General features: G+C 64.0%; 25 protein-coding genes, 1 tRNA gene and 1 pseudogene. 13 read left to right on the plus strand and 14 right to left on the minus strand.

The genetic code is table 11. The features are described 5' to 3' along the window. Positions 1 to 790 precede the first annotated feature (790 nt). Positions 791 to 883 (plus strand): annotated as a pseudogene (locus tag DTX69_RS31065) (DUF4411 family protein); the annotation flags it as partial. A 10-nt stretch (positions 884 to 893) separates the two neighbouring features. Here the strand turns inward: DTX69_RS31065 and DTX69_RS19855 are convergent. Further along, positions 894 to 983 (minus strand) — tRNA-Ser (locus DTX69_RS19855). A 381-nt stretch (positions 984 to 1,364) separates the two neighbouring features. Between DTX69_RS19855 and DTX69_RS19860 the strand changes: the two genes are divergently transcribed. From DTX69_RS19860 to DTX69_RS19900, 9 genes are all read left to right on the plus strand, one after another. Beyond that, positions 1,365 to 2,327, plus strand: coding sequence for a septal ring lytic transglycosylase RlpA family protein (locus DTX69_RS19860; RefSeq protein ID WP_284735937.1), 963 nt, complete (start codon positions 1,365 to 1,367; stop codon positions 2,325 to 2,327). Positions 2,328 to 2,405: 78 nt separating this feature from the next. Beyond that, on the plus strand, positions 2,406 to 3,551 hold the full coding sequence (locus tag DTX69_RS19865) for a D-alanyl-D-alanine carboxypeptidase family protein (protein ID WP_119303420.1): 1,146 nt from the start codon (positions 2,406 to 2,408) through the stop codon (positions 3,549 to 3,551). 10 nt (positions 3,552 to 3,561) lie between these two features. Beyond that, on the plus strand, positions 3,562 to 4,200 hold the full coding sequence (gene tmk / locus DTX69_RS19870; protein WP_119303303.1) for a dTMP kinase: 639 nt from the start codon (positions 3,562 to 3,564) through the stop codon (positions 4,198 to 4,200). After that, positions 4,200 to 5,321, plus strand: a complete 1,122-nt coding sequence (locus tag DTX69_RS19875) for a DNA polymerase III subunit delta' (protein WP_119303304.1) — start codon at positions 4,200 to 4,202, stop codon at positions 5,319 to 5,321. The genes tmk and DTX69_RS19875 overlap by 1 nt, the downstream gene beginning before the upstream one ends. A 43-nt stretch (positions 5,322 to 5,364) precedes the next feature. Then, complete coding sequence (gene metG / locus DTX69_RS19880) at positions 5,365 to 6,915, plus strand: methionine--tRNA ligase (RefSeq protein ID WP_119303305.1); 1,551 nt, start codon at positions 5,365 to 5,367, stop codon at positions 6,913 to 6,915. A 100-nt stretch (positions 6,916 to 7,015) separates the two neighbouring features. After that, positions 7,016 to 7,825, plus strand: a complete 810-nt coding sequence (locus DTX69_RS19885; protein WP_284735938.1) for a TatD family hydrolase — start codon at positions 7,016 to 7,018, stop codon at positions 7,823 to 7,825. Then, on the plus strand, positions 7,822 to 8,604 hold the full coding sequence (locus DTX69_RS19890; RefSeq protein ID WP_119303306.1) for an MBL fold metallo-hydrolase: 783 nt from the start codon (positions 7,822 to 7,824) through the stop codon (positions 8,602 to 8,604). Before DTX69_RS19885 ends, DTX69_RS19890 begins: the two co-directional genes overlap by 4 nt. An 82-nt stretch (positions 8,605 to 8,686) precedes the next feature. Then, complete coding sequence (locus tag DTX69_RS19895; RefSeq protein WP_162917380.1) at positions 8,687 to 10,549, plus strand: sugar-transfer associated ATP-grasp domain-containing protein; 1,863 nt, start codon at positions 8,687 to 8,689, stop codon at positions 10,547 to 10,549. A 276-nt stretch (positions 10,550 to 10,825) separates the two neighbouring features. Further along, positions 10,826 to 11,905: a magnesium transporter CorA family protein gene (locus tag DTX69_RS19900; protein WP_119303308.1), complete on the plus strand. Its 1,080-nt coding sequence runs from the start codon at positions 10,826 to 10,828 to the stop codon at positions 11,903 to 11,905. Here the strand turns inward: DTX69_RS19900 and DTX69_RS19905 are convergent. Beyond that, positions 11,900 to 12,403 (minus strand): GNAT family N-acetyltransferase, encoded by a 504-nt coding sequence (locus tag DTX69_RS19905; RefSeq protein ID WP_119303309.1) that lies wholly within the window; start codon positions 12,401 to 12,403, stop codon positions 11,900 to 11,902. The genes DTX69_RS19900 and DTX69_RS19905 overlap by 6 nt on opposite strands. 179 nt (positions 12,404 to 12,582) lie before the next feature. Between DTX69_RS19905 and mazG the strand changes: the two genes are divergently transcribed. The 3 genes from mazG to DTX69_RS19920 are packed head-to-tail and all read left to right on the plus strand — an operon-like array spanning position 12,583 to position 14,962. Beyond that, positions 12,583 to 13,410, plus strand: a complete 828-nt coding sequence (gene mazG, locus DTX69_RS19910; RefSeq protein WP_162917381.1) for a nucleoside triphosphate pyrophosphohydrolase — start codon at positions 12,583 to 12,585, stop codon at positions 13,408 to 13,410. Between the two features lie 11 nt (positions 13,411 to 13,421). Next, positions 13,422 to 14,240 (plus strand): class I SAM-dependent methyltransferase, encoded by an 819-nt coding sequence (locus DTX69_RS19915; RefSeq protein ID WP_284735939.1) that lies wholly within the window; start codon positions 13,422 to 13,424, stop codon positions 14,238 to 14,240. After that, entirely contained in the window at positions 14,237 to 14,962 is a 726-nt protein-coding gene (locus DTX69_RS19920; protein WP_119303311.1) for a haloacid dehalogenase type II, read from the plus strand. Before DTX69_RS19915 ends, DTX69_RS19920 begins: the two co-directional genes overlap by 4 nt. A 22-nt stretch (positions 14,963 to 14,984) precedes the next feature. On the opposite strand, the gene DTX69_RS19925 is transcribed toward DTX69_RS19920, so the two are convergent. The 12 genes from DTX69_RS19925 to trkA all read right to left on the minus strand — a co-directional run bounded on the left by DTX69_RS19925 (position 14,985) and on the right by trkA (position 24,440). Beyond that, positions 14,985 to 15,368: a hypothetical protein gene (locus DTX69_RS19925; RefSeq protein WP_162917382.1), complete on the minus strand. Its 384-nt coding sequence runs from the start codon at positions 15,366 to 15,368 to the stop codon at positions 14,985 to 14,987. A 159-nt stretch (positions 15,369 to 15,527) separates the two neighbouring features. Next, on the minus strand, positions 15,528 to 15,959 hold the full coding sequence (locus DTX69_RS19930) for a VOC family protein (protein ID WP_119303313.1): 432 nt from the start codon (positions 15,957 to 15,959) through the stop codon (positions 15,528 to 15,530). A gap of 51 nt (positions 15,960 to 16,010) precedes the next feature. Further along, entirely contained in the window at positions 16,011 to 16,601 is a 591-nt protein-coding gene (locus DTX69_RS19935) for an NUDIX hydrolase (protein ID WP_322090906.1), read from the minus strand. Further along, positions 16,594 to 17,100 carry a MarR family winged helix-turn-helix transcriptional regulator gene (locus tag DTX69_RS19940; RefSeq protein ID WP_284735940.1) on the minus strand — a complete coding sequence of 169 codons (507 nt, stop codon included), beginning with the start codon at positions 17,098 to 17,100 and terminating at the stop codon, positions 16,594 to 16,596. The genes DTX69_RS19935 and DTX69_RS19940 overlap by 8 nt, the downstream gene beginning before the upstream one ends. After that, positions 17,097 to 17,984 carry an arginase family protein gene (locus DTX69_RS19945; protein WP_162917383.1) on the minus strand — a complete coding sequence of 296 codons (888 nt, stop codon included), beginning with the start codon at positions 17,982 to 17,984 and terminating at the stop codon, positions 17,097 to 17,099. The genes DTX69_RS19940 and DTX69_RS19945 overlap by 4 nt, the downstream gene beginning before the upstream one ends. A 116-nt stretch (positions 17,985 to 18,100) precedes the next feature. Next, on the minus strand, positions 18,101 to 18,967 hold the full coding sequence (locus DTX69_RS19950; RefSeq protein ID WP_119303315.1) for an NAD(P)-dependent oxidoreductase: 867 nt from the start codon (positions 18,965 to 18,967) through the stop codon (positions 18,101 to 18,103). Further along, a complete protein-coding gene (locus DTX69_RS19955; RefSeq protein WP_119303316.1) occupies positions 18,964 to 19,803 on the minus strand; it encodes an inositol monophosphatase family protein in 840 nt (279 codons plus the stop codon). The genes DTX69_RS19950 and DTX69_RS19955 overlap by 4 nt, the downstream gene beginning before the upstream one ends. After that, complete coding sequence (gene hflX / locus DTX69_RS19960) at positions 19,800 to 21,068, minus strand: GTPase HflX (protein ID WP_119303425.1); 1,269 nt, start codon at positions 21,066 to 21,068, stop codon at positions 19,800 to 19,802. The genes DTX69_RS19955 and hflX overlap by 4 nt, the downstream gene beginning before the upstream one ends. A gap of 119 nt (positions 21,069 to 21,187) precedes the next feature. Next, positions 21,188 to 21,439, minus strand: a complete 252-nt coding sequence (hfq, locus tag DTX69_RS19965; RefSeq protein ID WP_119303317.1) for an RNA chaperone Hfq — start codon at positions 21,437 to 21,439, stop codon at positions 21,188 to 21,190. A 107-nt stretch (positions 21,440 to 21,546) separates the two neighbouring features. Beyond that, positions 21,547 to 22,212 (minus strand): HAD family hydrolase, encoded by a 666-nt coding sequence (locus DTX69_RS19970; RefSeq protein ID WP_119303318.1) that lies wholly within the window; start codon positions 22,210 to 22,212, stop codon positions 21,547 to 21,549. Continuing rightward, positions 22,209 to 23,057: a D-amino-acid transaminase gene (locus DTX69_RS19975; protein ID WP_119303319.1), complete on the minus strand. Its 849-nt coding sequence runs from the start codon at positions 23,055 to 23,057 to the stop codon at positions 22,209 to 22,211. The genes DTX69_RS19970 and DTX69_RS19975 overlap by 4 nt, the downstream gene beginning before the upstream one ends. Positions 23,058 to 23,063: 6 nt before the next feature. Then, positions 23,064 to 24,440 (minus strand): Trk system potassium transporter TrkA, encoded by a 1,377-nt coding sequence (trkA, locus tag DTX69_RS19980; RefSeq protein WP_119303320.1) that lies wholly within the window; start codon positions 24,438 to 24,440, stop codon positions 23,064 to 23,066. Between the last annotated feature and the right edge of the window lie 45 nt (positions 24,441 to 24,485).

Raw genomic sequence — 24,485 nt, forward strand, 5'->3', positions numbered from 1 at the left:
CTGGAAATTGGGCCTAAGTAGGAGGATGACACCAAGATGGGTGGTGGGGAACGGCGGTTAACCTACTCTCGACTAGGTCAGAAAAGCCTCTGTTACGCCAGCAGCTCCGCCGCGTTATGTCCTCGCCCGCCGGCACCACGAACACCGCGGCAACATCCGGCTCGCTCTTCAGCCGCAGATCCCAAGTGTCCGGCTCAAGAGTGACCGGCATGCGATCAACCGCAACCGCAGCCTCAGCGACAACCTCAGCCTCAAGGTGCCACCAGGACCCAGGGCCCGAGAAGCGGAAGGGCAACCAATATGGCTTCGTGATACCGCAAGCCTGGGCGAATGATGGTGGCGTGCGGCGCGAACTGGACTAAGCTAGCCTACCTCGGGCGCGATTATGTATCCCTCGCTGTGAGCACGTCGGAACGCTTGAGGAGTGCTTTGCGCGGGGACGCCCTCGATACCTCCCCCTTGGTCAGCCTGTTCAAAAACTTTTATCGAAGTCGTTTTCCGTCCCTGTGGGAAAAATTCGATAAGCTTCGTCGCCGATGGACAGATCGTGGAGAGTAGAGAGGTAATGCGCGAGGTCGTTGATGGCCGTGTTGATGCTGTTCGGATTTGGGCGATGGAACAAGGCAACTTCTTTCACATCCCGAATGCCGCCGAGGGCGCTTTCGATTTACGGTGTCGTTCACTTTCAGCAAGACATTGAGCAGCCAAGGTGCTCGGGTTGCTGACTCTTTCATTATCGCCAAGGCTGGTGTGGAAGGCAGGGCGGTAGTCACATTGGAGCAACAAAAACCGGGGGGCCAAGATTCCGAACATTTGCCAGCACTTCGGAATTGGTTGCCTATCGCTCGAAAGGTTCATGGAGCGAGAGGGCTGGAAGTTCTAGTTCACAGGCTTGGCGGAAGAGGTGGGATTCGAACCCACGAACGGCTTGCACCGTTGCTGGTTTTCAAGACCAGTGCCTTCAACCACTCGGCCACTCTTCCCCAGGCTGGGGCCTACTCTGCGCTTACGGGCAATTGTCGCCCAGCAAGACCCACGTAATTAGAATCGCTTAGCGGCAAAAGACCGCTAGTTTTCAAGACCGGTGCCTTAAACCGCTCGACCACCGATCCTTGGCGGGTGAGATAGGGCAGGGGCCGAGGCCGGTCAAGCAACCTGCCGGCCTCCGAGTCGCGCCGTTGTCTCGGTTTTGTCCAATTTCGCCACAATTGGCCGGCATGAATCCGTTGGATTTCGCGGCTTTTCGAGGGTCAAGGCCGCGTGAGTTGCGCGGCGCCGGGACCGGCTTTAGCTTGCCCCCGGCTTCCGTGGGGGACCCCCGACCTTTTCGACTTCTGAACCGGCCGACCGACACCATGTGGACGATGCAACGCCATATTCTGCCGATCCTGCTGGCCTGCGCGGCGATGCTCGCTGGCTGCACCGAATCCAAGGTGGTGGTGGATACCGCCAAGGTGATCACCAATCCCGGCCCGGCCAAGCCCGCGCCCTACAAGATCGGCAAGCCCTATCAGGTGAACGGAATCTGGTACTATCCGAAGGTCGACTACAAGTACAGCGAGACCGGCATCGCGTCCTGGTATGGACCCGGCTTCCACGGCAAATACACCGCAAACGGCGAGATCTATGACGAGAATGGTCTGACCGCCGCGCACAGGACCTTGCCGCTGCCTTCCATGGTGCGGGTCACCAATCTCGAGAACGGCCGGTCGATCCAGGTTCGGGTAAATGATCGCGGCCCGTTCGCGGCAGGGCGCATCATCGACATGACGCGCCGCGGCGCGCAGCTGCTCGGCTTCATCGATCGCGGCACAGCCCGCGTCCGCGTGGACATCATGCCGGAGGAGAGCCAGCAGCTGGCTGCGCTCGCGTCGCGCCAGGGCGGGGATCAGCTGCCGCCGCCGCCCAAGGCCGCGCCGGCGGGGGAGGTGATTGCGGGCGGATTGCCCCCGATTGCGGGAGCCAAGGTCTCGCCGGGCAAGCCCCAGCCTGGCGTTCAGGCGCCCGCGCCTGCACCGGTCGCGCAGCCCGGCACCAACATCGTCCCGGTCCCGCCGCCGCAGCCTGACGGCCGCGTGATTCAGGTGCCGGTCAAGCCGACCAGCATCTACATCCAGGCCGGCGCCTTCCTGCGTCAGATCAATGCCAACCAGCTGAGCACGCAGCTCCGGAAATACGGGCCTGTCAATGTCGCTCCGGTGACCGTGGAGCGGCAGCAGTTTTATCGCGTCCGCGTCGGGCCGATCGCCTCGGTCGAGGACGCGGACCTCACCCTGAAACGCATGATCGCGGACGGCCATCCAGAATCGCGCATCGTGGTGGATTAGAGGCGCGCGTCGCGCTTGACGCTCAGGTTGAATTGACGGACTTTCCGCGGCAGGTGCCGTACTTTGATGGTGAATGCGATGTCTCTGCGTCGAACGATAGCTGCCCTTGTCCTTCTGGCTGCGCCGCTGCTGTCGCCGGCGGCCGTGGCCGAACCGATCGCGACCAACGCGCAGCATGTCTACATCAAGGATTTCCAGACCGGCTCCGTGCTCTACGACAAGATGGCCGACGAGCGGCTCGGCCCCGCTTCGATGAGCAAGCTGATGACGGTCTACATGCTGTTCGACGCCCTGAAGCGCGGCGACGTCAAGCTGACCGACACGTTCCATGTCAGCAAGAAGGCCTGGGCCATGCAGGGCTCGAAGATGTTCGTCGATATCGATTCCGATGTGCCGGTCGAGGATCTGATTCGTGGGATGATCATCCAGTCGGGCAACGATGCGTGCATCGTGGTGGCGGAGGGGCTGGCCGGCACCGAAGAGGCCTTTGCCGAGCGCATGAACAAGAAGGCCAAGGAGATCGGCCTCACTAACAGCAATTTCACCAACTCGACCGGCTGGCCGGACCCGAACCACTACATGACGGCGAAGGATATCGCGACCCTGTCGGAGCGGCTCATCGTCGACTTCCCCAAGTATTACACCTACTTCGCCGAGACGGAATTCACCTGGCACGGCATCAAGCAGGGCAACCGCAATCCGCTGCTCTATCGTGCCGGTTCCGGCGTCGACGGCTTGAAGACCGGTCACACGGAAGAAGCAGGCTTCGGAATTTCGGTCTCCGCCGTGCGCGACGGACGTCGCATCACCATGGTGGTGCACGGACTGACCGGGATGCAGCAGCGCGCCGATGAAGCCGGCCAGCTGCTCGATTGGGCCTTCCGCGAGACCGGCAACTACACAGTCGCGTCCAAGGGCTCGGTGCTGGCCGAGGCGCCGGTGGAATATGGCGGCAGCAAGACTGTCCCGCTGACGGTCTCGCAGGACCTTGTCCTGACCTTGCCGCGCAGCGAGCGCGAGAAGTTGAACGCCAAAGCCGTCGTGGCGACACCGGTCATGGCGCCCCTCGCCGCCGGTCAGGAGTTGGGCAAGCTGGTGGTGACGGTTCCGAACATGCCGGAGGCCACCTATCCGCTGGTCGCCGCGCAGGATGTGCCCGAGATGGGGTTCGGCGGGCGCATTTTCACCAACCTCAATCGCCTGGTGTTCGGCGCACCGCAATGAGTCGAGCGGCATGACCAGGGTCGCTAGGCCGAAGCGCTTCATCGTCTTCGAGGGCGGGGAGGGCGCCGGCAAGTCGACCCAAGTGCAGCGTCTGGCCGAGGCTTTGCGTGCACGTGGCGCGGATGTGGTGACGACGCGCGAGCCCGGCGGCTCGCCGGGTGCGGAAGCGATCCGCGCCCTGCTGGTTTCGGGCGAGGCGGAGCGCTGGTCGCCCGAAGCGGAGGCGCTGCTGATCAACGCGGCGCGCGCCGATCATCTCGACCGCGCCATCCGGCCGGCGCTGGCGAAGGGACAGTGGGTGATCTGCGATCGCTTCGCTGATTCGACGATGGCTTATCAGGGTTACGGCATGGGGCTCGATCGCGCCTGGCTGGAGCTGCTGCGCAAACGCGTGGTCGGGGAGACGGAGCCCGGCCTGACCTTGGTTTTCGATCTGCCGGTCGCGGTCGGGCTAGGCCGTGCTATCGCCAGCCAGCGCTACGAGAAGATGGGCAACACATTCCACGAGACGCTGCGCGCCGCCTTCCAGGAGATCGCGCGGGCGAAGGATGGCCGCAAGCGCGTGGAGATCGATGCCGGCAAGGAGGCCGATGCTGTCGCGCGTGAGGTGTTCGAGGCCGTTGCCGTCACCTATGGGCTGAAAGCCTGATGCCGCCCAGAGCCAAGGTCATCGAGCCGCCGGTCGAGACCGGCCCGGCCTGGGTCGAGCGGCTGATCGGCCACGATGCGGCGGAGCAGACCTTCCTCAAGGCGTTCGCAGCCGGGCGGCTGCCGCATGCTTGGCTGATTTCCGGCCCGCGAGGCGTGGGTAAGGCAACGTTTGCCTATCGGATCGCGCGCTTCCTGCTGGCGCAGCCGATGCAGGGGGAGGCGGGCGGACTGTTCGGTGCCGAGGCGCCGGTGGTGTCGACAACGCTCGACATGCCACGCGAGCATCGCGTCTTCCGCCAGGTGGGGCAGCAAGCCCATCCCGATTTCCGGCTGCTCGAACGCACGCCGAACCCGAAGACTGGCCGGATGCGCAGCGAGATCATCATCGACGATGTGCGCGGCATCATCGACTTCCTGCATCTGAAAGCAGCCGCGAGCCCGTGGCGCGTGGTGATCGTCGACAGCGCTGACGATCTCAACCGCAACGCCGCCAATGCGCTGCTGAAAGTGCTCGAAGAACCGTCCAGCAACACCGTGCTTCTGCTCCTGAGCCATGCACCGCAGGCCTTGCTGCCGACCATCCGGTCGCGCTGCCGCAAGCTGGTGTTGCAGCCGCTGCCGCGCGATCTTGCCGCGGCTGAGCTGGCCGCGCGCTATCCGGAGATCAAAGCGCAGGACCGGGAGCTGGCGGTCGCGACCGCCGGCGGCAGCCTGGGCCAGGCGATCCGCATCATCGAGCGCGACGGCGTTGGCCTGCTGCGCGAGATCGGCGCACTGCTGGCAAGTTGGCCGAAGCTCGATGCCGGGCTGCTGCACAAGCTGGGCGACAAGCTCGGCGGGCGCGACCAGGACGCGCAGTTCGATCTGGCGGTCGAGCTGCTGGGCTGGTGGTTCGCCCGCATGGCACGCATAGCTGCTACCGGCGAACGGCCGGAAATCCAGCTTTTTGAAGGGGAAATGGCCCTGATCAGCCGCATGCAAGCGGCCGCCAGCCTTGATCGCTGGCTGGCTCTATGGGAAAAGGTCAGCCGTCTGTTCGACCGGGTGCGCTCTGTGAACCTGGACCGAAAGCAGGCCTGGGTCGCAGGTTTCCTCGCCATCGAAGGCATGGGACGCTAAGACCTCGGCCGCCATTACCGAGCAAAAGCGGAGTTGAGAGCCGATGGCCGAGGCCGAACGCTACTACGTGACCACGCCGATCTATTACGTGAACGATGCGCCGCATATCGGGCATGCGTACACAACGCTGGCCTGCGATGCGCTGGCCCGGTTCATGCGGCTGGACGGGCGCTCGGTGCATTTCTTGACCGGCACGGACGAGCACGGCCAGAAAGTCGCGAAATCCGCTGCTGCGGCTGGCATGTCGCCTAAGGACTTCACCGACAAGGTGTCGCAGAATTTCCGTGAGCTCGCCAAGGCGATGAACTTCTCCAACGACGATTTCATTCGCACCACCGAGGAGCGGCACAAGAAGTCGTGCCAGGAGCTGTGGCGGCGGCTGAAGGAGCGGGGTGAGGTCTATCTCGGCTCCTATGCCGGCTGGTACGCCGTGCGCGACGAGGCCTATTATGGCGAGGAGGAACTGACCCTCGCGCCCAACGGCAAGCGCATCGCGCCCTCCGGCGCCGAAGTGGAATGGGTGGAGGAGCCGAGCTATTTCTTCAAGCTGTCGCAATGGGGCGACAAGCTGCTGAAGTTCTACGAGGACAATCCGCAGTTCCTCGCGCCGGAGTCACGCCGGAACGAGATCATCAGCTTCGTGAAGTCCGGTCTGCGCGACCTGTCGGTGTCGCGCACGACCTTCAATTGGGGCGTGCCGGTGCCGGATGATCCGGACCATGTGATGTATGTCTGGCTTGACGCGCTCACCAACTACATCACGGCGGTCGGCTTCCCGGACGACAACGCGCCCAGCTACAGGAAATTCTGGCCGGCCGATCTGCACATGGTCGGCAAGGACATCGCGCGTTTCCATATGGTCTATTGGCCGGCCTTCCTGATGGCCGCGGGCCTCGAGCCGCCGCGCCGCGTGTTCGCCCATGGCTGGTGGACCAACGAAGGGCAGAAGATGTCCAAGTCGCTGGGCAACGCGCTGGAGCCGCACGCGATGGTCGCTAAATACGGCCTCGATCAGGTGCGCTACTTCCTGCTGCGCGAGATCCCATTCGGCAATGACGGCGACTTCTCGCACCGCTCAATGGTGCATCGGATGAACGGCGACCTCGCCAACGATCTCGGCAACCTGGCGCAGCGCGTGCTGTCGATGATCAACAAGAACTGCGGCGAGCAGGTGCCGCAGCCCGGCGCCTTCACCGATGCCGACAAGAAGCTGCTGAGCTCGGCGCACGGGCTGCTGGCCAAGGTGCGCCCGCTGATGGCGGAGCAGGCGTTCCACCGCACGCTCGAGGCGATCTGGCAGGTGGTGGGCGACGGCAACCGCTATGTCGACGAGCAGGCGCCATGGGCGCTCAAGAAGACCGATCCGGCGCGCATGGCGACCGTGCTCTATGTGCTGGCTGAGACCGTGCGGCACGTCGCGATCCTCGTGCAGCCCGTGATGCCGCACTCGATGGCGAAGATGCTGGACCAGCTCGCGGTGCCCGACGACGCGCGTACCTTTTCAGCACTGGGCGACGGCGGCACGCTGAAGCCCGGCACCAAGCTGCCCAAGCCGGAAGGCGTGTTCCCGCGCTACGTCGACGAGGCGGCGTAGTGAGTGCTATGTGCGCGGACTCCCTTTCCTATCGCTCTAATCCCCTCCCCCAAAATGGGGGAGGGGGAACTGTGGTTCGGCTTCCGGCGTTTGAGTGTCGATGATGACGCCTCCGTCTCCCGAACTCGTCGACTCCCATTGCCATCTCGACTTCCCGGAATTTGCTGCGGAGCTCGACGCTGTCGTTGCCCGCGCGCGCGAGGCGGGGGTAGGTCGGCTGCTCACCATCTGCACGCGGCTGAGTAAGTTCAACGACGTGCTGGGCGTTGCGGAGCGGTTCGATCGGATGTTCTGTTCGGTCGGTGTTCATCCGCATGAGGCCGCGCACGAGACGGACATTGCGCTCGATCGCATCGTCACGCTCGCCAAGCATCCGAAGGTGGTGGGGATCGGCGAGGCGGGGCTCGATTACTATTACGACAAGAGCCCGCGCGATAAGCAGCAAGAGGTCTTCCGCCTGCACATCGAAGCCGCGTGCCAGACAGGCCTGCCGCTGATCGTCCACAGTCGCGATGCGGATGAAGATACAGTGGCGCTGCTGCGCGAAGGCGCAGAGAAGGGCGACCTGAAAGGTGTCATCCACTGCTTCACCGCGACACAGTATCTGGCGGATGCCGCATTGGAGCTAGGCTTCTTCATCTCGCTCTCCGGCATCGTGACGTTCAAGAACGCCGAATCATTGCGCCAGGTGGCGAAGACCGTGCCGCTCGACCGGCTGCTGGTGGAGACGGACGCGCCCTATCTCGCGCCCATGCCGTTGCGCGGCAAGCGCAACGAGCCGAGCTTCATGCGCCACACCGCGATTTATGTTGCCGACATGCTAGGCGTTCCGTTCGCTGAGCTGGCCCAGCGCACCACCGCCAATTTCGAGCGGCTGTTCGACAAGACGGTCCAGAAGGCGGCGACGTGAAGGTCACGATTCTCGGCTGCGGCGGTTCGGGTGGCGTGCCCTTGCTGGGGCCGCATTGGGGCGAGTGCAATCCCGACAATCCGAAGAACCGGCGCCGCCGCGTCTCGATCGCGTTGCGGCAGGGCGGCACCACGATCCTGGTCGACACATCGCCGGACCTGCGCGCGCAGTGCCTCGATGCCGGCATCTCGCAGGTAAGCGCGATCCTCTATACGCATGACCACGCCGACCATACGCAGGGCATCGACGATGCACGGTTCCTCAAGAAGCCGGCCGGGCAGGCGACGATCCCCGTCTACGGCACGTCGGCGACGCTGAAAGTCCTGGCCGAGCGGTTCCAATACATCTTCCAGCAGAACACCGAAGGATCCGGCCATCTCTACAAGCCGTTTTTGCGCGTGATCGAGCTGGCCGGGCCCTTTGAGATCGACGGCATTCCGGTGGTGGCGTTCGAGCAGGATCACGGCTTCGGCTCGACCAGCACCGGCTATCGCATCGGCAACGTCGCCTATTGCACCGATGTCGCGCGGCTCTCCGACGAAGCGCTCGCAAAGCTCCGCGGCCTCGACTTGTTCGTCGTCGACTGCCTGCGCTACGAGGCGCACCCCACGCACGCGCATTTCGATCAGGCGCTCGCCTGGGCCGCGCAGCTCGAGCCGAAGCACACCGTGCTGACTCACATGAATCATCTGGTCGACTACGACGTCATCAAGTCCAAGTGCCCGCCGAGCGTGGAGCCAGGATATGACGGGCTGGAGATCGAGGTGCCAGACGCTTGATGGCGACAGATCGAGCTCGCATCGAGCGTTGTGTTTTGTGCGCGACGAACTAAGCTCACTCATTCGCTGGCGGGGCATATTGATGAGTACGACTGCATATCGGTGGGACATTCCCCTTTTCCTGGCGTCGACATCGGCGATGGCGCTGTATGTGCTAATCAGCCCTGCGGTTGGCGACAACTGGTTCCTGGATCCGCTGACCGCGCTTGTTGCGACGGTCACCGCGCTGGCGGCTTGCTCTCAATTGGCGCAGGCGGCAATCGACACACGGTCGACGCGCTTGTGGCAACTCGTCGTCACGTTGCTCGTCCTGGTATGCATCGCGAACTTCTTCGACCCAGCCAGCGAGCGGCTGGGTGCCCTGTTTGGAATGGACGATATCGACGATTGTCTCACGCTTGCCGTCGCGCCGGTCATCCTGTCCGTCATCAGCTATTTCAATCCGGCTCTTGTCCGTGCGCGCCGCGCCGTGTGGCTCGGCTTCGCCGTGCAGCTTGTCTCTATCTTGCTGGACTTCAGCTTTGAGGAAGGGGAAGTGGCCGGCTCGTCGACTCTCTGGTCATTGCTGACGGACTTCGCCGAGTTCCTGTCGGTGTCGCTCTATCTCATCGCGATGTTCTGGATCGTCTTTGATACGGGACGCGCCCTGGGTGTCCTGCCTGCGAAGCCCCGCGTCGCCGTCGCCGCGGCCTCGCCATACAACGGCCGCTCGATCCGGGACGGACTTTATCCGCCGCCGTTCATTCTGGGTCTGCATTTGCCTGGGGCAGGCACGCCGGCAGGACGGGTGCATCGAATCTGCAATCAGGCTCTTTGGCCCGCTGGTGACGTGATCTCCGGGGCGCGCAATCTGATACTGATCACGTTATGGCCCGTGATCGCCTCAGTCAGGGCGGTCAAGGAGGTTCGCCGCAGAGGCGCTACGTTGCAGCGTGTGACCGGCGTTTCCAGATGGCGGCAGTTTGCCCAAATGGTCCGGCTGGCGGTCCGTTATCGCGTGCCCCCGGTCTACTACTATCGCTACGATCTCTATCGGCCAGAACAGCAGCGCCTCACGGCGCAGTACTTGTGGCGATACGAGACCAAGGAGATCGCCTACCGTCTGCTCTATCCGGTCGAGACCGACAGCTACACTCCGCCGCCTCTGAAGAACAAGCTCGGATTTGCGCGCCATTGTCACAAGCACGGGCTGAGGCATGTTCCCACGCTTGCCGTGTTCGAGGATGGCAGCCGCATCGACAGCGGGGACGACACGCTGCCCGATGTCGATCTGTTCCTTAAGCCGATGGCAGGGAAGGGCGGCAACGGCGCGGAGCGATGGCACAGCCTCGGGCAAGGACGCTACCGCAATCCCAAGGGTGAGGAGACTGATGGCCGCGCGCTGTTCGCGCACGTCCGGGCGCTCTCCCTGCGCGGGCCGTATCTGGTACAGCCGGCGCTCCGCAATCACGCCGCTCTCTCTGATCTGACCGCCGGTGCCTTGTGTACCGCACGCATTCTGACCTGCCGCACCGAAACCGGCGACTATGAGGCGACCAACGCCGCCTTTCGCATGCCGAGCAATGCCACGTCGGCGGTCGATAACTTCCATGCTGGCGGCGTCGCGTCGGCCGTCGACATCCGGACGGGAGAGCTCGGCCCCGCAACCGACCTGGGCACCGAGCGGTCGCGCTGGCATGAGCGCCACCCGTTCACCGACGCACAGATCGCCGGCCGGCGCCTGCCCATGTGGAAGGATGCCATCGACCTGGTCGAACGTGCCCACCAGGCGTTCGACGATTACGTTCTGGTCGGCTGGGATGTCGCGTTTCTGGAGGATGGTCCGGCTTTGGTTGAGGGCAATCGCGGGCCAGACATCGACATTCTGCAGCGGACCGGCAAAGGTCCGATCGGCAATGGCCGGTTCGGCGAGCTGCTGGCCTACAACCTGGAGCACCGCCGGTAGACGCAGGTCGACTTTCCTGAGGCGACTTTGCAATTGACACCCCGCAGCGCCCGGCCTACCTAGCCCACGTCGCTCCGACTTTGGGCGATGTTGCGATCAGGACAAATCATGACCGGGACCCAGTCCAGCGCGGTCGAGCCTCATAGTAGACGCTGTAGCGCCTATGGCTGCTCGACCCACGTTGACCCGGTGCGCAGCACGCGGAACTGACGGCCGATCCCTTCCGCCGATTGCCGCCTCCGGGTTGAAAACCAGAATCGACCGAGAGGAGGCGAGATGATCACTGCCTTTGTCTTCCGTGACGGTTCGCTGACCAAGAGCATTCTGTCCGGGACAGCGAACCTTGCCGTCGCCGAAGCGCTGCCGCCGGTCGACAATCTGCCGAGCCACAGACAGGCCGTGGCCGAGCACGCTGCCGACGTTCTATCGCCGGAGGTTGTCTGGGTGGATCTGTGCAATCCGACCCCGTCGGAGATCGCGTCGGTCGAGCGGGCATTCCGTATGGAGATCCCGACCCGCGAAGAGATGGGTGAGATCGAAGCGTCGAGCCGGCTCTATACCGAGAACGGCGCCCTGGTGATGACCGCGCCGGTCCTGCATCGCGCGACCGCCGAGATCCCGGAGAGCGCCGTCATTACCTTCATCCTGCTGGCGGAGACGCTGGTGACGGTGCGGTTCGTCGACCCGCTGCCTTTTGCGGTCTTCGCCCGCCGGGCGGAGCGTAATCCGGGCCTGGCGGCGAATGCCCAATCGATCCTGCTGGGCCTGCTGGAGGGCATCACCGACCGCTTGGCCGACGTGCTGGAACTCGCGCAGGCCGACATGGAGCAGGTGTCGCGCGATATCTTTGCCAAGCGCGCGGCTGCCCTCGGGAAAGGTGGAGAGAGCCGGGAAGCGCGCCGCAAGGCGCCGGACCTGCAAGACATGCTGCGGCGGATCGGGCGGGTAGGAGACCTCGCCAGCAAGGCGCGCGATTCGCTGCTCGGCCTTAACCGCATTGCCGTGTTCCTGAACGCGCAAGGCGAGATGAAGAAGGACAGCAAGGCGCGGATCAAGACGCTGGCGCGGGACCTCGGCTCCATCACCGACCACGCCAACTTCCTGGCGGGCAAGGTGAACTTCCTGCTCGATGCGACCCTCGGCCTGATCAATATCGAGCAGAACGCCATCATCAAGATCTTCACCGTGGCGGCCGTTGCGTTCCTGCCGCCGACCTTGATCGCGAGCGTCTATGGCATGAATTTCGATTTCATGCCGGAGCTGCACTGGGAGTTCGGCTACCTGTTCGCCGTCGGGCTGATGGTGCTCTCCGCTGTTCTGCCGATGTGGTATTTCCGCCGCCGAGGCTGGCTATGACCGTATCGGCCCTAGTCGCCGTTCGTACATCACCTCATAGGGCGTGAACCCGGCCTTTTCGTACGCCCGGCACGCGATCGTGTTGACCGCCAGCACATTGACGCGGAGCCGGGTGAGCGTCGGATCGGACTGGTGGAGATGCGCCGCGCTCGCGTCGAGCAAGGCCTTCGCCAATCCGGCGCTGCGCGCTTCGGGCCTTATGTAGATATCGGAGACGTAGCCGTACCGCGTCGAATCCCGGGTTTCCACCGGCCAGGGCTCGTCGACGACATGACCGGCAACCAGGCCAACACGTTCGCCCTCGGCCGTCTCTGCGATCAGCATGATCCCGTTGTTCTCGGCCAGGACGTCCCAGAGCAGCGCGAGGTAGTCGCGGCTGTGCGGCAGACCCGGCAAGCGCGTATCGTGGATGGCGCGCTCATGCTCCTGCAGCGCGACCTCGCATTCCAGTACCCAGTCACGGTCTGCCGGCGTGTATGGGCGGATAACAAAGTCCATGGCGGCTGTCAGAGCATGGCGTCCGTGCGCTGTCAAAGCGCTGGTGTTGTGATAAGGCAAAGTGCGAGTGCCAGTGCGACCGCGAAGATGAGTCGGAAGATCAACTTCACGATTCTAATCTGTAATTTTCCATAATATACATTATGCGAATCGAGAATCCAGAAACGAAGGCCTATCAAATGCTTGAACCCAAGGCGACAGACGCCGCTTCCGCTGCGTTCTCGAAGCTCCTGGCCATCATGGCGAAGCTCCGCGACCCCAATGGCGGCTGCCCGTGGGATCTCGAGCAGAGCTTCCGCACCATCGTGCCGCACACGATCGAAGAGGCCTACGAGGTGGCGGACGCGATCGAGCAGGACAACATGGAGGGCCTCAAGGGCGAGCTGGGCGACCTCCTCTTCCAGGCCGTGTTCTATGCCCAGATGGCGCGGGAGGCCGGCACCTTCACCATGGCGGATGTGCTCGAAGCGCTGAACGCCAAGATGATCACGCGCCACCCGCACGTCTTCGGCGATGCGGCGGTGGCCGATGCCGCCGAGCAGACCCACGCCTGGGAGCGCCAGAAGGCCGAGGAGCGCGCCGCCGCTGCCGCCGCCGAGGGCCGGAAGCCGAGCGCCCTGGACGGCGTGACCGGCGGCCTTCCTGCCCTCACCCGCGCCTTGAAGCTGCAGAACCGCGCGGCGCGGGTTGGCTTCGATTGGCCGGAGCCGGCGCAGGTGCTGGACAAGATCGCCGAGGAGGTCACCGAGATCCGGACGGAGCTCGAACAGAAGGCGCCGAAGGAAGCGATCGCCGAGGAGATCGGCGATCTCCTGTTCGCGGTCGTGAACCTGGCGCGGCATCTCGAGGTGGACAGCGAGACCGCTTTGCGTGCCGCCAACCGCAAGTTCGAGCGCCGCTTCCGCCGGGTCGAGGAACTGCTGGCCGCTCAAGGCAAGGAACCGGCCGGCAGCACGCTGGAGGAAATGGAAGCGGCCTGGATCCAGGCGAAAAGCGAAGAACGCTGATAGGTGCGATCATGCCTATTGAACGCGCGCCGGACGGCGCCATGCAGACCGACGCAGAAGTGGCGCGTGCCTGGGATGAGAATGCCGACGAGTGGATCCGCCAGGTCCGGGCCGGCATGGACCGCTATCGCGAAGTCTTCAATAACCCGATGTTCTTCGCCTTCCTGCCCGATCTGAGCGGTCGCGACATCATCGATCTCGGCTGCGGCGAAGGGCACAACACCCGCGAGCTTGCCCGTCGCGGCGCAAAGATGACGGGCATCGACGTGTCGGCCAGGATGATTGAAGCAGCGATCGCGGAGGAAGCCAAGGAGCCGCTCGGCATTTCCTATCGCGCCGAATCGTTTTCACGCCTGGAAAGCTGTCGTGACGGCAGCTTCGACCTCGCTGTCTCGACCATGGCGCTGATGGACGGCCCGGATTTCAAAGGTACCGCATGCGAGGCCTATCGCGTGCTGCGGCCCGGCGGCGGCTTCTATTTCAGCGTCCTGCATCCCTGCTTCATCACGCCGGCGCAGAAGTGGTTGAAGAACGATCAAGGCGAAGAGATCGCGTTCCGCGTCGGGGATTACTTCAGCGACGACATCCATATTGATCGCTGGCGATTCAAGCTGGCGGACGAAGGCGGCCCGTTCGCGATTCCGCGCTTTCCGCACCGGTTGGAATCCTACGTGAACGGGCTCTGCAATGCCGGCTTCCGGATCACCGGCATCCAGGAACCGAGGCCAACCGAGGAGATGGCGCAAGCACATCCATGGCTGGCGCGGCTGCGCCGGCACATCCCGATCTTCATCTATTTCGCAGCAGAGAAACCAGGAAGCCAACCATGAAACTCAGCCAATTCAAAGTGCTCACCTTCGATTGCTATGGCACGCTGATCGACTGGGAGAGCGGCATGGTCGAGGCGCTGAAGCCGCTGACCAGCCGCGTGACGCCGTCCCTCACCCGCAACCAGATCCTGGAAGCGCACGGGCGGCACGAGGCGGCGCAGGAACGCTGGACGCCGATGCGGAAGTACCGCGATCTGCTCGCCGTCGTGTACAAGCGCCTCGCAGAGGAATGGGGCGTCGCGGCCTCCTGGGAGGAGTGCCAGGCCTATGGACGATCGGTCGGCAATTGGCCGGCCTTTCCGGATTCCGCCGAAGCGCTGCAGTACCTGAAGAAGCACTACAAGCTGGTGATCCTGTCGAACGTCGACAATGAGAGTTTTGCCGCCAGCAACAAGAAACTGCAGGTGACGTTCGACGCGGTCCTGACCGCGGAGGATATCGGCTCCTACAAGCCGGACGACCGGAACTTCCGCTACATGGTCGAAACACTGGGCGGCATGGGCTATGGCAAGGAGCAGATCCTGCACACCGCGGAAAGCCTGTTCCACGATCACGAGCCGGCCAACCGCGCCGGCCTCACCTCATGCTGGATCTATCGCCGGCATGCCGATACCGGCTTCGGCGCGACCATGGCCCCGGGGCAGATGCCGAAATACCAGTTCCGCTTCACCAGCTTGATAGACATGGCGAAGGCTCACCAGGCGGAGCTGGCGCAGGGTTAGCGGTAGGACTGGTGTGCGTGCGCTAACGCTCTGGCGCGCAGGGAACGGGTTCGGCCGCCAGGGCCAGCGTGTCCGTGCTCGTGGGAACCGTCCGCCGCCTGATTGAATCGGATCCTTGATCGAGCGTCGGTACATCGCCGGCCGCTTCGTCGGCAGTGATCTGGGGATCGGCGGAGTCCGCCCATTTCGGTTCGATCACGTCTGGAAGCACCGAAGCGCTGGCCGCGTCTTTCCAGAATGCATCGCCCCACGCCTCGTGCTTGCTCGGAGCGGCAACGATCATTGGAAGCGGGCAGCTGGTATGGCGCTCGATCTCGGCGACCTGGTTATCGGCCGCATCGCGCGCATTGCCGGAAAGGCCGAGAATCAGGGCCAAGAATGTCAGGGTCGGGTTGATACCTTCCATGGCCACACTCCTTCGAGCAGGCGGCCCTCCCCCCAGCGATGATCATGAACCTCTCTGCGGCAGTTGGCCATCAAGATTTACGGCCGCATCGAGGAATCGCACGGCAAACGGCTCAAATTGCAGCTTTTGGTATAGACAGCAGTGTGTCGGCGCCGAGCGTCAGCCTTGGCCAGGCAACTTGATGCTGCCGTCGTCCAAGATCGTGAAACCGGGGTTCCAGGCCACCTCCCAGGCGAAACCGTCCGGATCCGCGAAATAGCCGGTATAGCCGCCCCAGAAGGTTTCGCTCGCGGGCTTCAGGATGGTGGCGCCGGCCTGCTCAGCTTCCTGGAGCGTGGTGTCGACCTCTTCCTTGCGACGTACGTTATGCGCGATGGTGACGTTGGAAAATCCGCTCCCGGGCGCCTTGATGCCGGCATCCTCCACCAGGGAATCACGGCTCCATAGCCCGAAGATCACGCCGCCGCACTGGAAGAACGCCACGCTGTCATTGCTCGGCGCGGATTCCTTCCAGCCGAGCCGCGTGTAGAACGCGCGCGACACCGCAAGGTCTCGAACACCGAGAGTGACGAGGCTGAGACGCTGTTCCATGACACAACTCCCGAGAACCGCGGTGGCGAAAAAATAGAACTTGCCAGCCAGTTAGAGCAAAGCCTTGAGCCGTAGCAGGCCGACCGCCGCTACCGTCGTCGCATCCTTGATCACGCCTTGACAGATCATGTCCTCAGCCTCTGCCAAGTCGAAAGCGCGCGTTACGAGGTCCTGCTCTTCCAGTTCGCGCGCCGCCTCATTCCGGCGCAGATCCTTGGCCAGATAAATGTGATAGCCCTGTGTGGCGTAGCCATAGCCTTGAAACAGATGACCGGCATGAACAATCTCCGCTGCGTCGAGACCGGTTTCCTCGCGCAGCTCGGCCCGAGCCACCTCCAGAGGATCCGCCTCCGGTGACAGTTCCCAAGAGCCCTGGGGAAACTCCCAATAGCGAGCCCCCACTGGATAGCGGAACTGCTGCACGAGATGCACGCGGCCGCCTTGCTCGACAGGGACGATCACCACGAAATCCGGTTTCTCGACCACTCCATAGATGCCGTCGGCCCCATCGCGGCGACGGATCACGTCCTCGCGAACACGCATCCATCGATTCTCGTACACTAGCCGCGTGCTGAGCGTCTCGATATCCCTGTCGTTCTTCACGTCATCCTCGCCCTCTGCCTTCGCGCCAGCGTCATACAACCACCATCGGGCAGGTTTCGTCAGGGCAGGACTCGTCATCGCATAGGCGGCAGCGGCGGTCGCTCTCGACCTGGCTGTGATCGAGACCGCGTAGCACCTTGGTGGCGATCGCGGCGAGGGTCGAGCGCTCCCAATCGTCGAGGCCGCGCAACGCCTGCCCCAGGGCATGTTGCCGGCCGATAAACAGCGATTTCACTTGGCGCCTGCCGCTGTCGGTCAGGCGCAGGGCGACGGCACGGCGATCGGTGCCGGTCTTCCGCTCGACCAGCTTGGCGGCCGCCAAGCGGTCGACCAGTCGGACCGTGCCGGGCTGCGACAGGCGCAGGATCTTGGACAGGCGATCGACGGAGAGGCCGCTCTCCTGCCCGATCACGATCAGGGCCGCGCAGGCGCTCTCATTGCCTTCGGCCAGATCCTCCATCGCTGCCTTGAAGTCATCGGCCAGGGCCAAAGCGAAGGCGCCAATGATGTTGAGGTCCCGCAACTCCCCGGGTTTCATGGATTGCCCTCCACGACGCCCTCCAAGAACTGCCCGAGGCGGCGGCCGCAAGCGCCGTCCGGATCCTTCTCGGGGTTGTAGCAGGTGGTGACTACGCCCAGCAGCCGCGGCGAGCGCGCCAGCGGACCGGCCAAGGCTTCGATCTCGTCCCAATCCAACCCATCGCCGATTGGAGCGTCGGTCGCCGGAAAAACCACTGGATCGAGCGCGTCAACGTCCAGGAACAGCCAGAAGGGCAGCCCAAGCGGTTCGAAGTGCGCGCGCGCCGCCTCGCCCACGTTGATCGGCCCCTTGGCCCGGATTCCAGCGGTATCCACGTGGCGGAAGTCAGCGCTGAAATCCTCCGGCATCAGCGAGCCGTGGCCTCCGGCTTGAAACCCGTCCCGGTAGCCCAGCAGATAGACATGCTCCGGCGCCAGGGAGCATCCGCCGGCGGCCTCCAGGATCTCGGGATCGCCGTGGCCCAGCATGGTCGCAACCGGCACGTCCGCCCCCTCGCCCCAGGGCGATGACTGCCCGTCATAGAGATCCAGGTGACCGTCGATATAGGCGATGCCGAACCGCCCGAGCCGGTCCCGCGTGGCAGCACCCAGACCGATCATGAGGGTGCAGCAGCCGCCAATGACGGCAAGGCGGCGGTTAGGATCGAGCCATGAACCGAAGGCTTTGCGGACCGCCTCCGTTGCCGCAACGAGTTCCCGATGTCCGACCAGCCCGCTCCGCGGATCGCGGGGCCGATCGTGAACCGGCGCCGCCACGTCGCCAAGATCGGTCGTCACGAGTTGCTGCAGGCGGCTGTAACGACGCAGCGCAGACGGTGCCAGTTCGGTGCCGCCAACCACCCCTGCGCTGTCGATCGAGACCCCGGCCAGATTCCACAGCATATGCGTCCTTCCTTTCGGCAAGCGCATTATATGCATGCCGCATGCAATTATCAAACCCACGCATTTATACAAACATATAATATTTATTCACAACAGATTATAGGGCGATCGTAAAGTTATGGATGAGCCAGCAGATGGATCAGGCTCGAAGTATCCCAGCGCTTCCCGCCGCGCTGCTGGATCTGGGCGTAGAACTGATCCACCAGGGCCGTGACCGGCAGCCGTGCGCCATTGCGCTTCGCCTCCTCCAGGCAGATGCCGAGGTCCTTGCGCATCCAGTCGACGGCGAAGCCGAACTCGAACTTGTCCTGCACCATGGTCATGGCGCGGTTGTCCATCTGCCAGGATTGGGCTGCGCCCTTCGAGATCGTCTCCACCAGCTTGGCAGGATCCAGGCCGGCCTTGACTGCGAAGTTCATCCCCTCCGCCAGGCCCTGGACCAGCCCGGCGATGCAGATCTGGTTCACCATCTTGGCGAGCTGGCCGCTGCCGACCGGCCCCAGCAGGACGCAGGCCCGCGCATAGCAATCGATCACCGGCTTGGCCCGGTCGAAGTCAGCCTGGTCGCCGCCGACCATGACGGTGAGCTTGCCGTTCTCCGCTCCCGCCTGCCCGCCGGAGACCGGCGCATCGAGGAAGTGCACGCCCTTCTCTTTGGCGATCTGACCGAGCTCGCGGGCGACATTGGCCGAGGCCGTGGTGTGGTCGACGTACAAGGCTCCTTTAGTCATGCCGGCAAAGACGCCCTCCTCGCTCAGAGCGATGCTGCGCAGATCGTCGTCGTTGCCGACGCAGGAGAAGATGATGTCGGCACCCTTGGCCGCCTCGGCCGGCGTCGCAGCGGCGCGCCCGCCGTGGGTCTCGGCCCATTTCTGCGCCTTGGCAGCGGTGCGGTTATAGACCGTGACGTCATGCCCGCCCTTCCTCAGATGCCCGGCCATCGGGAAGCCCATGACTCCCAGACCCACAAATGCCGTTTTCATGGATACTCCCTCCTCTGCTCAGTCGAATGCTCCGGATACAGCCGCTCCAAAAGCCAGCGCCAGACCCGCGGGCTGCGGGCGGTCAGGGCGCCCGGCGCGGTCAGTGTCTCGCTCGGCCGATACGGCGATCCATCACCATGGCTGCCGACCCCGCCTGCCTCCGCCACGAGCAGGACGCCGGGCGCATGATCCCAGGGCCAGGCGCGTCCAAACAAGACGAAATCGAGCTCTCCGCGCGCCAGCCGCAGGTAATCAAGGCCCGCACACCGCAGCGATCTGATCTGCCTCACCTCGCGCCGCAGCGCGTCCGCTTTCGGATGGAGTTTGGGAGCGCTCAACTTTCCGACACCCACGACGCCGGCAGGATGCTCCGCATCCGGCGACAGCTTCGGAATGCGCACGCCGTCGAAGGTCGCGCCGGCGCCGCGCTCGGCGATTGCCGTCTGCCCGGTTGTCGGGAGGTGAAGCCAGCTTGCGATCAGTTCGTCGCCGCGGACCAGGGCGACCATGCTGCAGAAGTCGGCCTTGCCCTCGGCAAAATTGGCCGTGCCGTCGACAGGGTCGACGATCCAGGCGATCTGATCGGCAGAGAGACTGTGGACTAGGTCCGGGTTCTTGGCGGCCGCTTCCTCGCCGATCACGATGGAATGCGGCACCTGATTCTTGAGGAGGGGCGTCAGCGCAGCCTCGGCCTGCTCGTCCGCGATGGTCACGATGTCGCCGGGCGCCTTCTCACGCCACTCATGGATGGCCAGATTGCGGAAGCGCGGCTGGATCTCGGTTGCCGCGACCTCCGCGATCAAGGCCGCGACGGCATCGACGTCGAGTGCCTTCATGCGGGGCGGCCCTGCTCGAACCGTCGCCGGTCGTCGGCCGACAGGCGGACGGTGAGGCTGGCGCCGCCCTCGTCATCGTGCCGCTCCAGCACTTCGCCATGTTGATAGAGCCAGGCGATGTCGCCGCCGCGATCATGACCAATGCGGTAGGTCGCGACCTGCCGACCGCGCGCCAGGCGTTGCTCGATCTCCTCGAGCAGACGATCGGTGCCGGCGCCGGTCAGCGCCGAGACAGCGGCGACCTGATGATCGCGTCGCGCCAGGTCGGTGATCTGCTGGGCATCCTCCGCCGGCAGGACATCGACCTTGTTCAGAACCTCGATCATGCTGTGGACGATCTGGTGCTCCAGGCCCAATCCCTCCAGCACCGCCTCGACGTCCGCCTTCTGCGCATCCGTCTCCGGATGGGCAATGTCGCGCACGTGCAGGATGAGGTCCGCTTCCAGAACCTCTTCAAGCGTGGCGCGAAACGCGGCGACCAGCTCGGTCGGCAGGTCGGAAATGAATCCAACGGTATCGGACAGAATGATGTCGCGCCCATTCGGCAGGCGCACACGGCGCATCGTCGGGTCGAGCGTGGCGAACAGCAGATCCTTCGCCATCACGTCGGACCGAGTCAGTCGATTGAACAGCGTCGACTTTCCGGCATTGGTGTAGCCAACTAGCGCGACCACCGGATATGGCACCCGCTTGCGCGCCCGGCGATGCAGGGCGCGGGTACGCTTCACATCCTCCAGGTCGCGCTTGATCCGCACGATGCGCTCGTCGATCAGGCGGCGGTCGATTTCGATCTGTGATTCACCGGGGCCGCCGATGAAGCCGAATCCGCCGCGCTGCCGCTCCAAGTGGGTCCAGGATCGCACCAGGCGCGAGCGCTGATAGGACAAGGCCGCCAGTTCCACCTGCAGCTGGCCTTCCTTGGTCCGGGCACGCTCACCGAAGATCTCGAGGATCAGGCCGGTGCGGTCGATGACCTTGGCCTTCCAGGCCTGCTCCAGGTTGCGCTGCTGCACGGGGGAGATTGCGGCATCAACCACGACCAGGGCGACGGCTTGCTCTTCGATCAGCTCCTTGAGGCGATCCACGGCCCCCTGCCCGATCAGGGTCGCCGGGCGCGGCTCGGACACGCGCACGACCTCCGCTCCCACGATCTCCAGGTCGATTGCGAGCGCAAGACCGCAGGCCTCGTCCAGGCGTGATGCCGGCGTACGGTAATGCAGGCCGGCAGCAGGCCGCGCCCGCCGATGCAGATCCGGATGGATCACCAGCGCGCGGTCGCCGTGACGTACACCGTCTATGTCGACCCGCGCCTCGCGCCGGTCGACCGGGGTTGCCTTATCCAAGCGTCATCCTCGTCAAATACCGGTTCGCCGGCGGCGGAGCGTCACGCTTCCTCGCCCTCTTTCGAACCTTCGAACAACTGCAGCGGTCCGGCCGGCATGATCGTCGAGATCGCATGCTTGTAGACCAGCTGCGAATGCTGGTCGCGGCGCAAAAGGACCGAGAAATTGTCAAACCAGGTAATGATGCCCTGCAGCTTAACACCATTCACCAAGAACACCGTGACCGGCATCTTGCTCTTGCGAATGTTGTTCAAAAAAACGTCCTGGACGCTCTGCGATTTTTCGTTAGCCATGTGTTTCGTCCTTTGTTCTTGGGGCTGCGCCAGCCCGCCAGGCACGTGCCCTCGGGGATAGGAGCACGGCGCTCCTCAGGATTAACATAGGACGGCGGACAAGAAAACTAAGCTTGTCGCAAATAAGCCAAAAGCCCAGCGCAATCAGGAAAATAGAGGGCAGGTTCATGCCCTGGAAACTCGCCCGCGCCCGGCGCCGCGGGCCGCAGCAGAACCGGCGTGCAGCCGGCATTCGTGGCGCATTTGAGGTCGATGTCGGCATCGCCCACCAGCCAGACATCCTCGCCCAGCGCCAGGTTGCCGAGTGCGAGTTGCACATGTTCGATCGCGGGCTTGTCGCGCACGGCATCGCCTGCGCCGGCCAATGCCCGGAAATGGCCGGTCCAGCCCAGGTGATCGGCTTCGCGCCGCAGATATACACCGCGCTTGTTGCTGATGACCCCGAGATAGAGCCCCGTTCCGGCCAGGTGCGCCAACATCTCGCCCGCGCCCGGCAGCGCGCGCAGGTGCTCCAAATGGATGGCGGAGAAGCTGTTGTAGAAGATCTGCTCCGCCTCGCGCCAGCGATCGCCGAACAGGATGGGGAACGAATCGCGCAAGGATGCGCGCACGCGCCGCTCTGTCTCCTCGCGCGTCCAATGGATGTGACCCATCGCCGCCAAGGTCAGGTTCATGGCCTCGTGGATCACGCCCCAGCTTTCGACCAGAGTATTGTCCCAGTCGAACAGGATCGCTCGCGGCAGCGTGCGCTCTCGTGCTGGCTGCTGCGTCATGCGCGCGCCACCGAGAGATAGGCTTCGCGCAGCCGCGCGACGATCGGGCCTGGCTTGCCATTGCCGACCGGCTTGCCGTCGATGCGCGTGATCGCCAGAACGAAGTTGCTGGTGCTGGTCAGGAATGCTTCACGCGCCGCATATGCCTCCTCACGCGAGAACGGACGCAGTTGCAGCGTGAGGCCGAGGTCGCGCGCAACCTCCGCGACCACCGAGCGCGTGATGCCCGGGAGAATCTCCGTGCCATCGGGTCGCGTCACCAATTCGCCAGTCGCGGTCACGATCCATGCGCTGGTGGAAGAGCCCTCTGTCACCATGCCGCCATCGTCGATCAGCCAGGCTTCGAACGCGCCCTGCTCCGCCGCGGCCTGCTTGGCGAGCACGTTGGCGATCAGGCTGATGCTCTTGATATCACGGCGCGCCCAGCGCTGGTCCGGCATCGTCACGACTGTCGCGCCCCTGGACAGCAAGTCCGGAGCCGGTGCCTTCCATTTCCTCGCCATCATGAGCAGCGACGGCTTCACGCCTTTCGGAAACTTGTGGTCTCGCGGCGCGACGCCACGCGTCACCTGGATGTAGAGGCCGCCATTGCGGACACCGTTGCGGCGGATAAGCTCATGCGCGACCTGAAGCAAGGCGGCACGCGACATCGGCCGCGCAATTCTCAGCTCCGAGAGCGAGCGATCGAGCCGGTCAAGATGGCGATCGGCGAAAGACAGGTGCCCATTATGGACGGGGATCGCGTCATAGGCACCGTCGGAAAATAGATAGCCGCGATCCTCCACCGCTACCTGGGCGCGTGATTGCGGCACATATCGTCCGTTGATGTAGGCGATGCGAGCCATGGCCGATCAGAAATACTCGAGACGCACGGAGAACAGCCGCTCGACTTCGCGCACCACGCGGCTCGCCGAGAAGAGCACGACATGATCGTCTTGCTCGACCACCGTGTCGCCGGTCGCAATGATCACCTTGCCGTCACGGACCACGGCGCCGACGATGACCTCGTCCGGCAGTTTCGCTTCGCGGATGGGCGTGCCAACCAGGCGAGCGGTCTCTAGCACTTCGATCTCCATCACCTCGCCGAAATCATCGCCCAGCGAATGGACGGCCCGCACGCGCCCGCGCCGCACATGCTGCAGGATGTTGGACACCGTGGTCGCACGCGGGCTGACCACAGCGTCGATGCCGAGCGAGCCGATCAGCGGCGCGTAGTTGGTCGAATTGACCAAGGTGATGGTGCGCTGGCAGCCGGCGCGCTTGGCGAGGAGCGAGGCCAGGATGTTGACCTCGTCATCGTTGGTGACGGCAATGATGGTCTCGGTGCCCCGAACGTTCGCTTCCTCCAGGATGCGCGGGTCGAGGGCGTCACCCTGGATGACGACCCAGTTGGGCAGCCGTGCGGCTGCCAGTGCGGCCCGGCGGCGATCCAGCTCAATCAGCTTCACGTCGATGCCGGGGTTGCGCTCGGCGATCAGCTCGCTGAGACCGAGGCCGATATTGCCGCCGCCGACCACGATCACGTGGCGCGCCTCCAGCTCTTCATGGCCGAAAGCGCTCAGCGCACGCTTCAGGTGCGCGGTCTCGGCGATGAAATACACGTCGTCGCCCGCCAACATGCTGTCGGAGTCGTCAGGCACGATCTTCTGGTCGCCGCGCACGATGCCGACGACGGTGACATGCAGGTCCGGAAAGAGCGTGGTCAAGTGCCTGAGCGGCGTGTTGATTACCGGGCAGCTGGGTCCGCAGCGGACGCCAACCAGGGTCACCAGATCGTTGGCAAGCGCAACGGCCTCGAACGCGCCGGGCACTTCCAGGCGGCGATGAATGGCCTCCGCCACCTCGACCTCCGGCGAGATGACCGCGTCGATGCCGAGATGGTCGGAGCCGAAGATGCTGGACCATTTGGAATCGAGGTAGGACTGTTCGCGCACGCGCGCGATCTTGGTCGGCACGTCGAAGATCGCGTGCGCCACCAGACACGCCGTCATGTTCACTTCATCGGAATGCGTCACGGCGATCAGCAGGTCGGCGTCGCGCAGGCCCGCCTGCTCCAGCACGTTCGGATGCGAGGCATAACCGGAAATCCCCTGCACATCCAGCTGGTCGGTAATGTCGCGCACGAGATGCGGATCGAGGTCCACGATCGTGACGTCGTTCCCTTCGTGAGCGAGATACTTCGCGATATTGGCGCCAACCTGACCGGCACCGCAGATCACGACCTTCATGATCGTTGTTCCATTTCAGATGAAGAGCGGCCAGGGGCGGGCCGC

The sequence above is a fragment of the Dongia deserti genome (assembly GCF_003574735.1).
Classification (GTDB): domain Bacteria; phylum Pseudomonadota; class Alphaproteobacteria; order Dongiales; family Dongiaceae; genus Dongia_A; species Dongia_A deserti.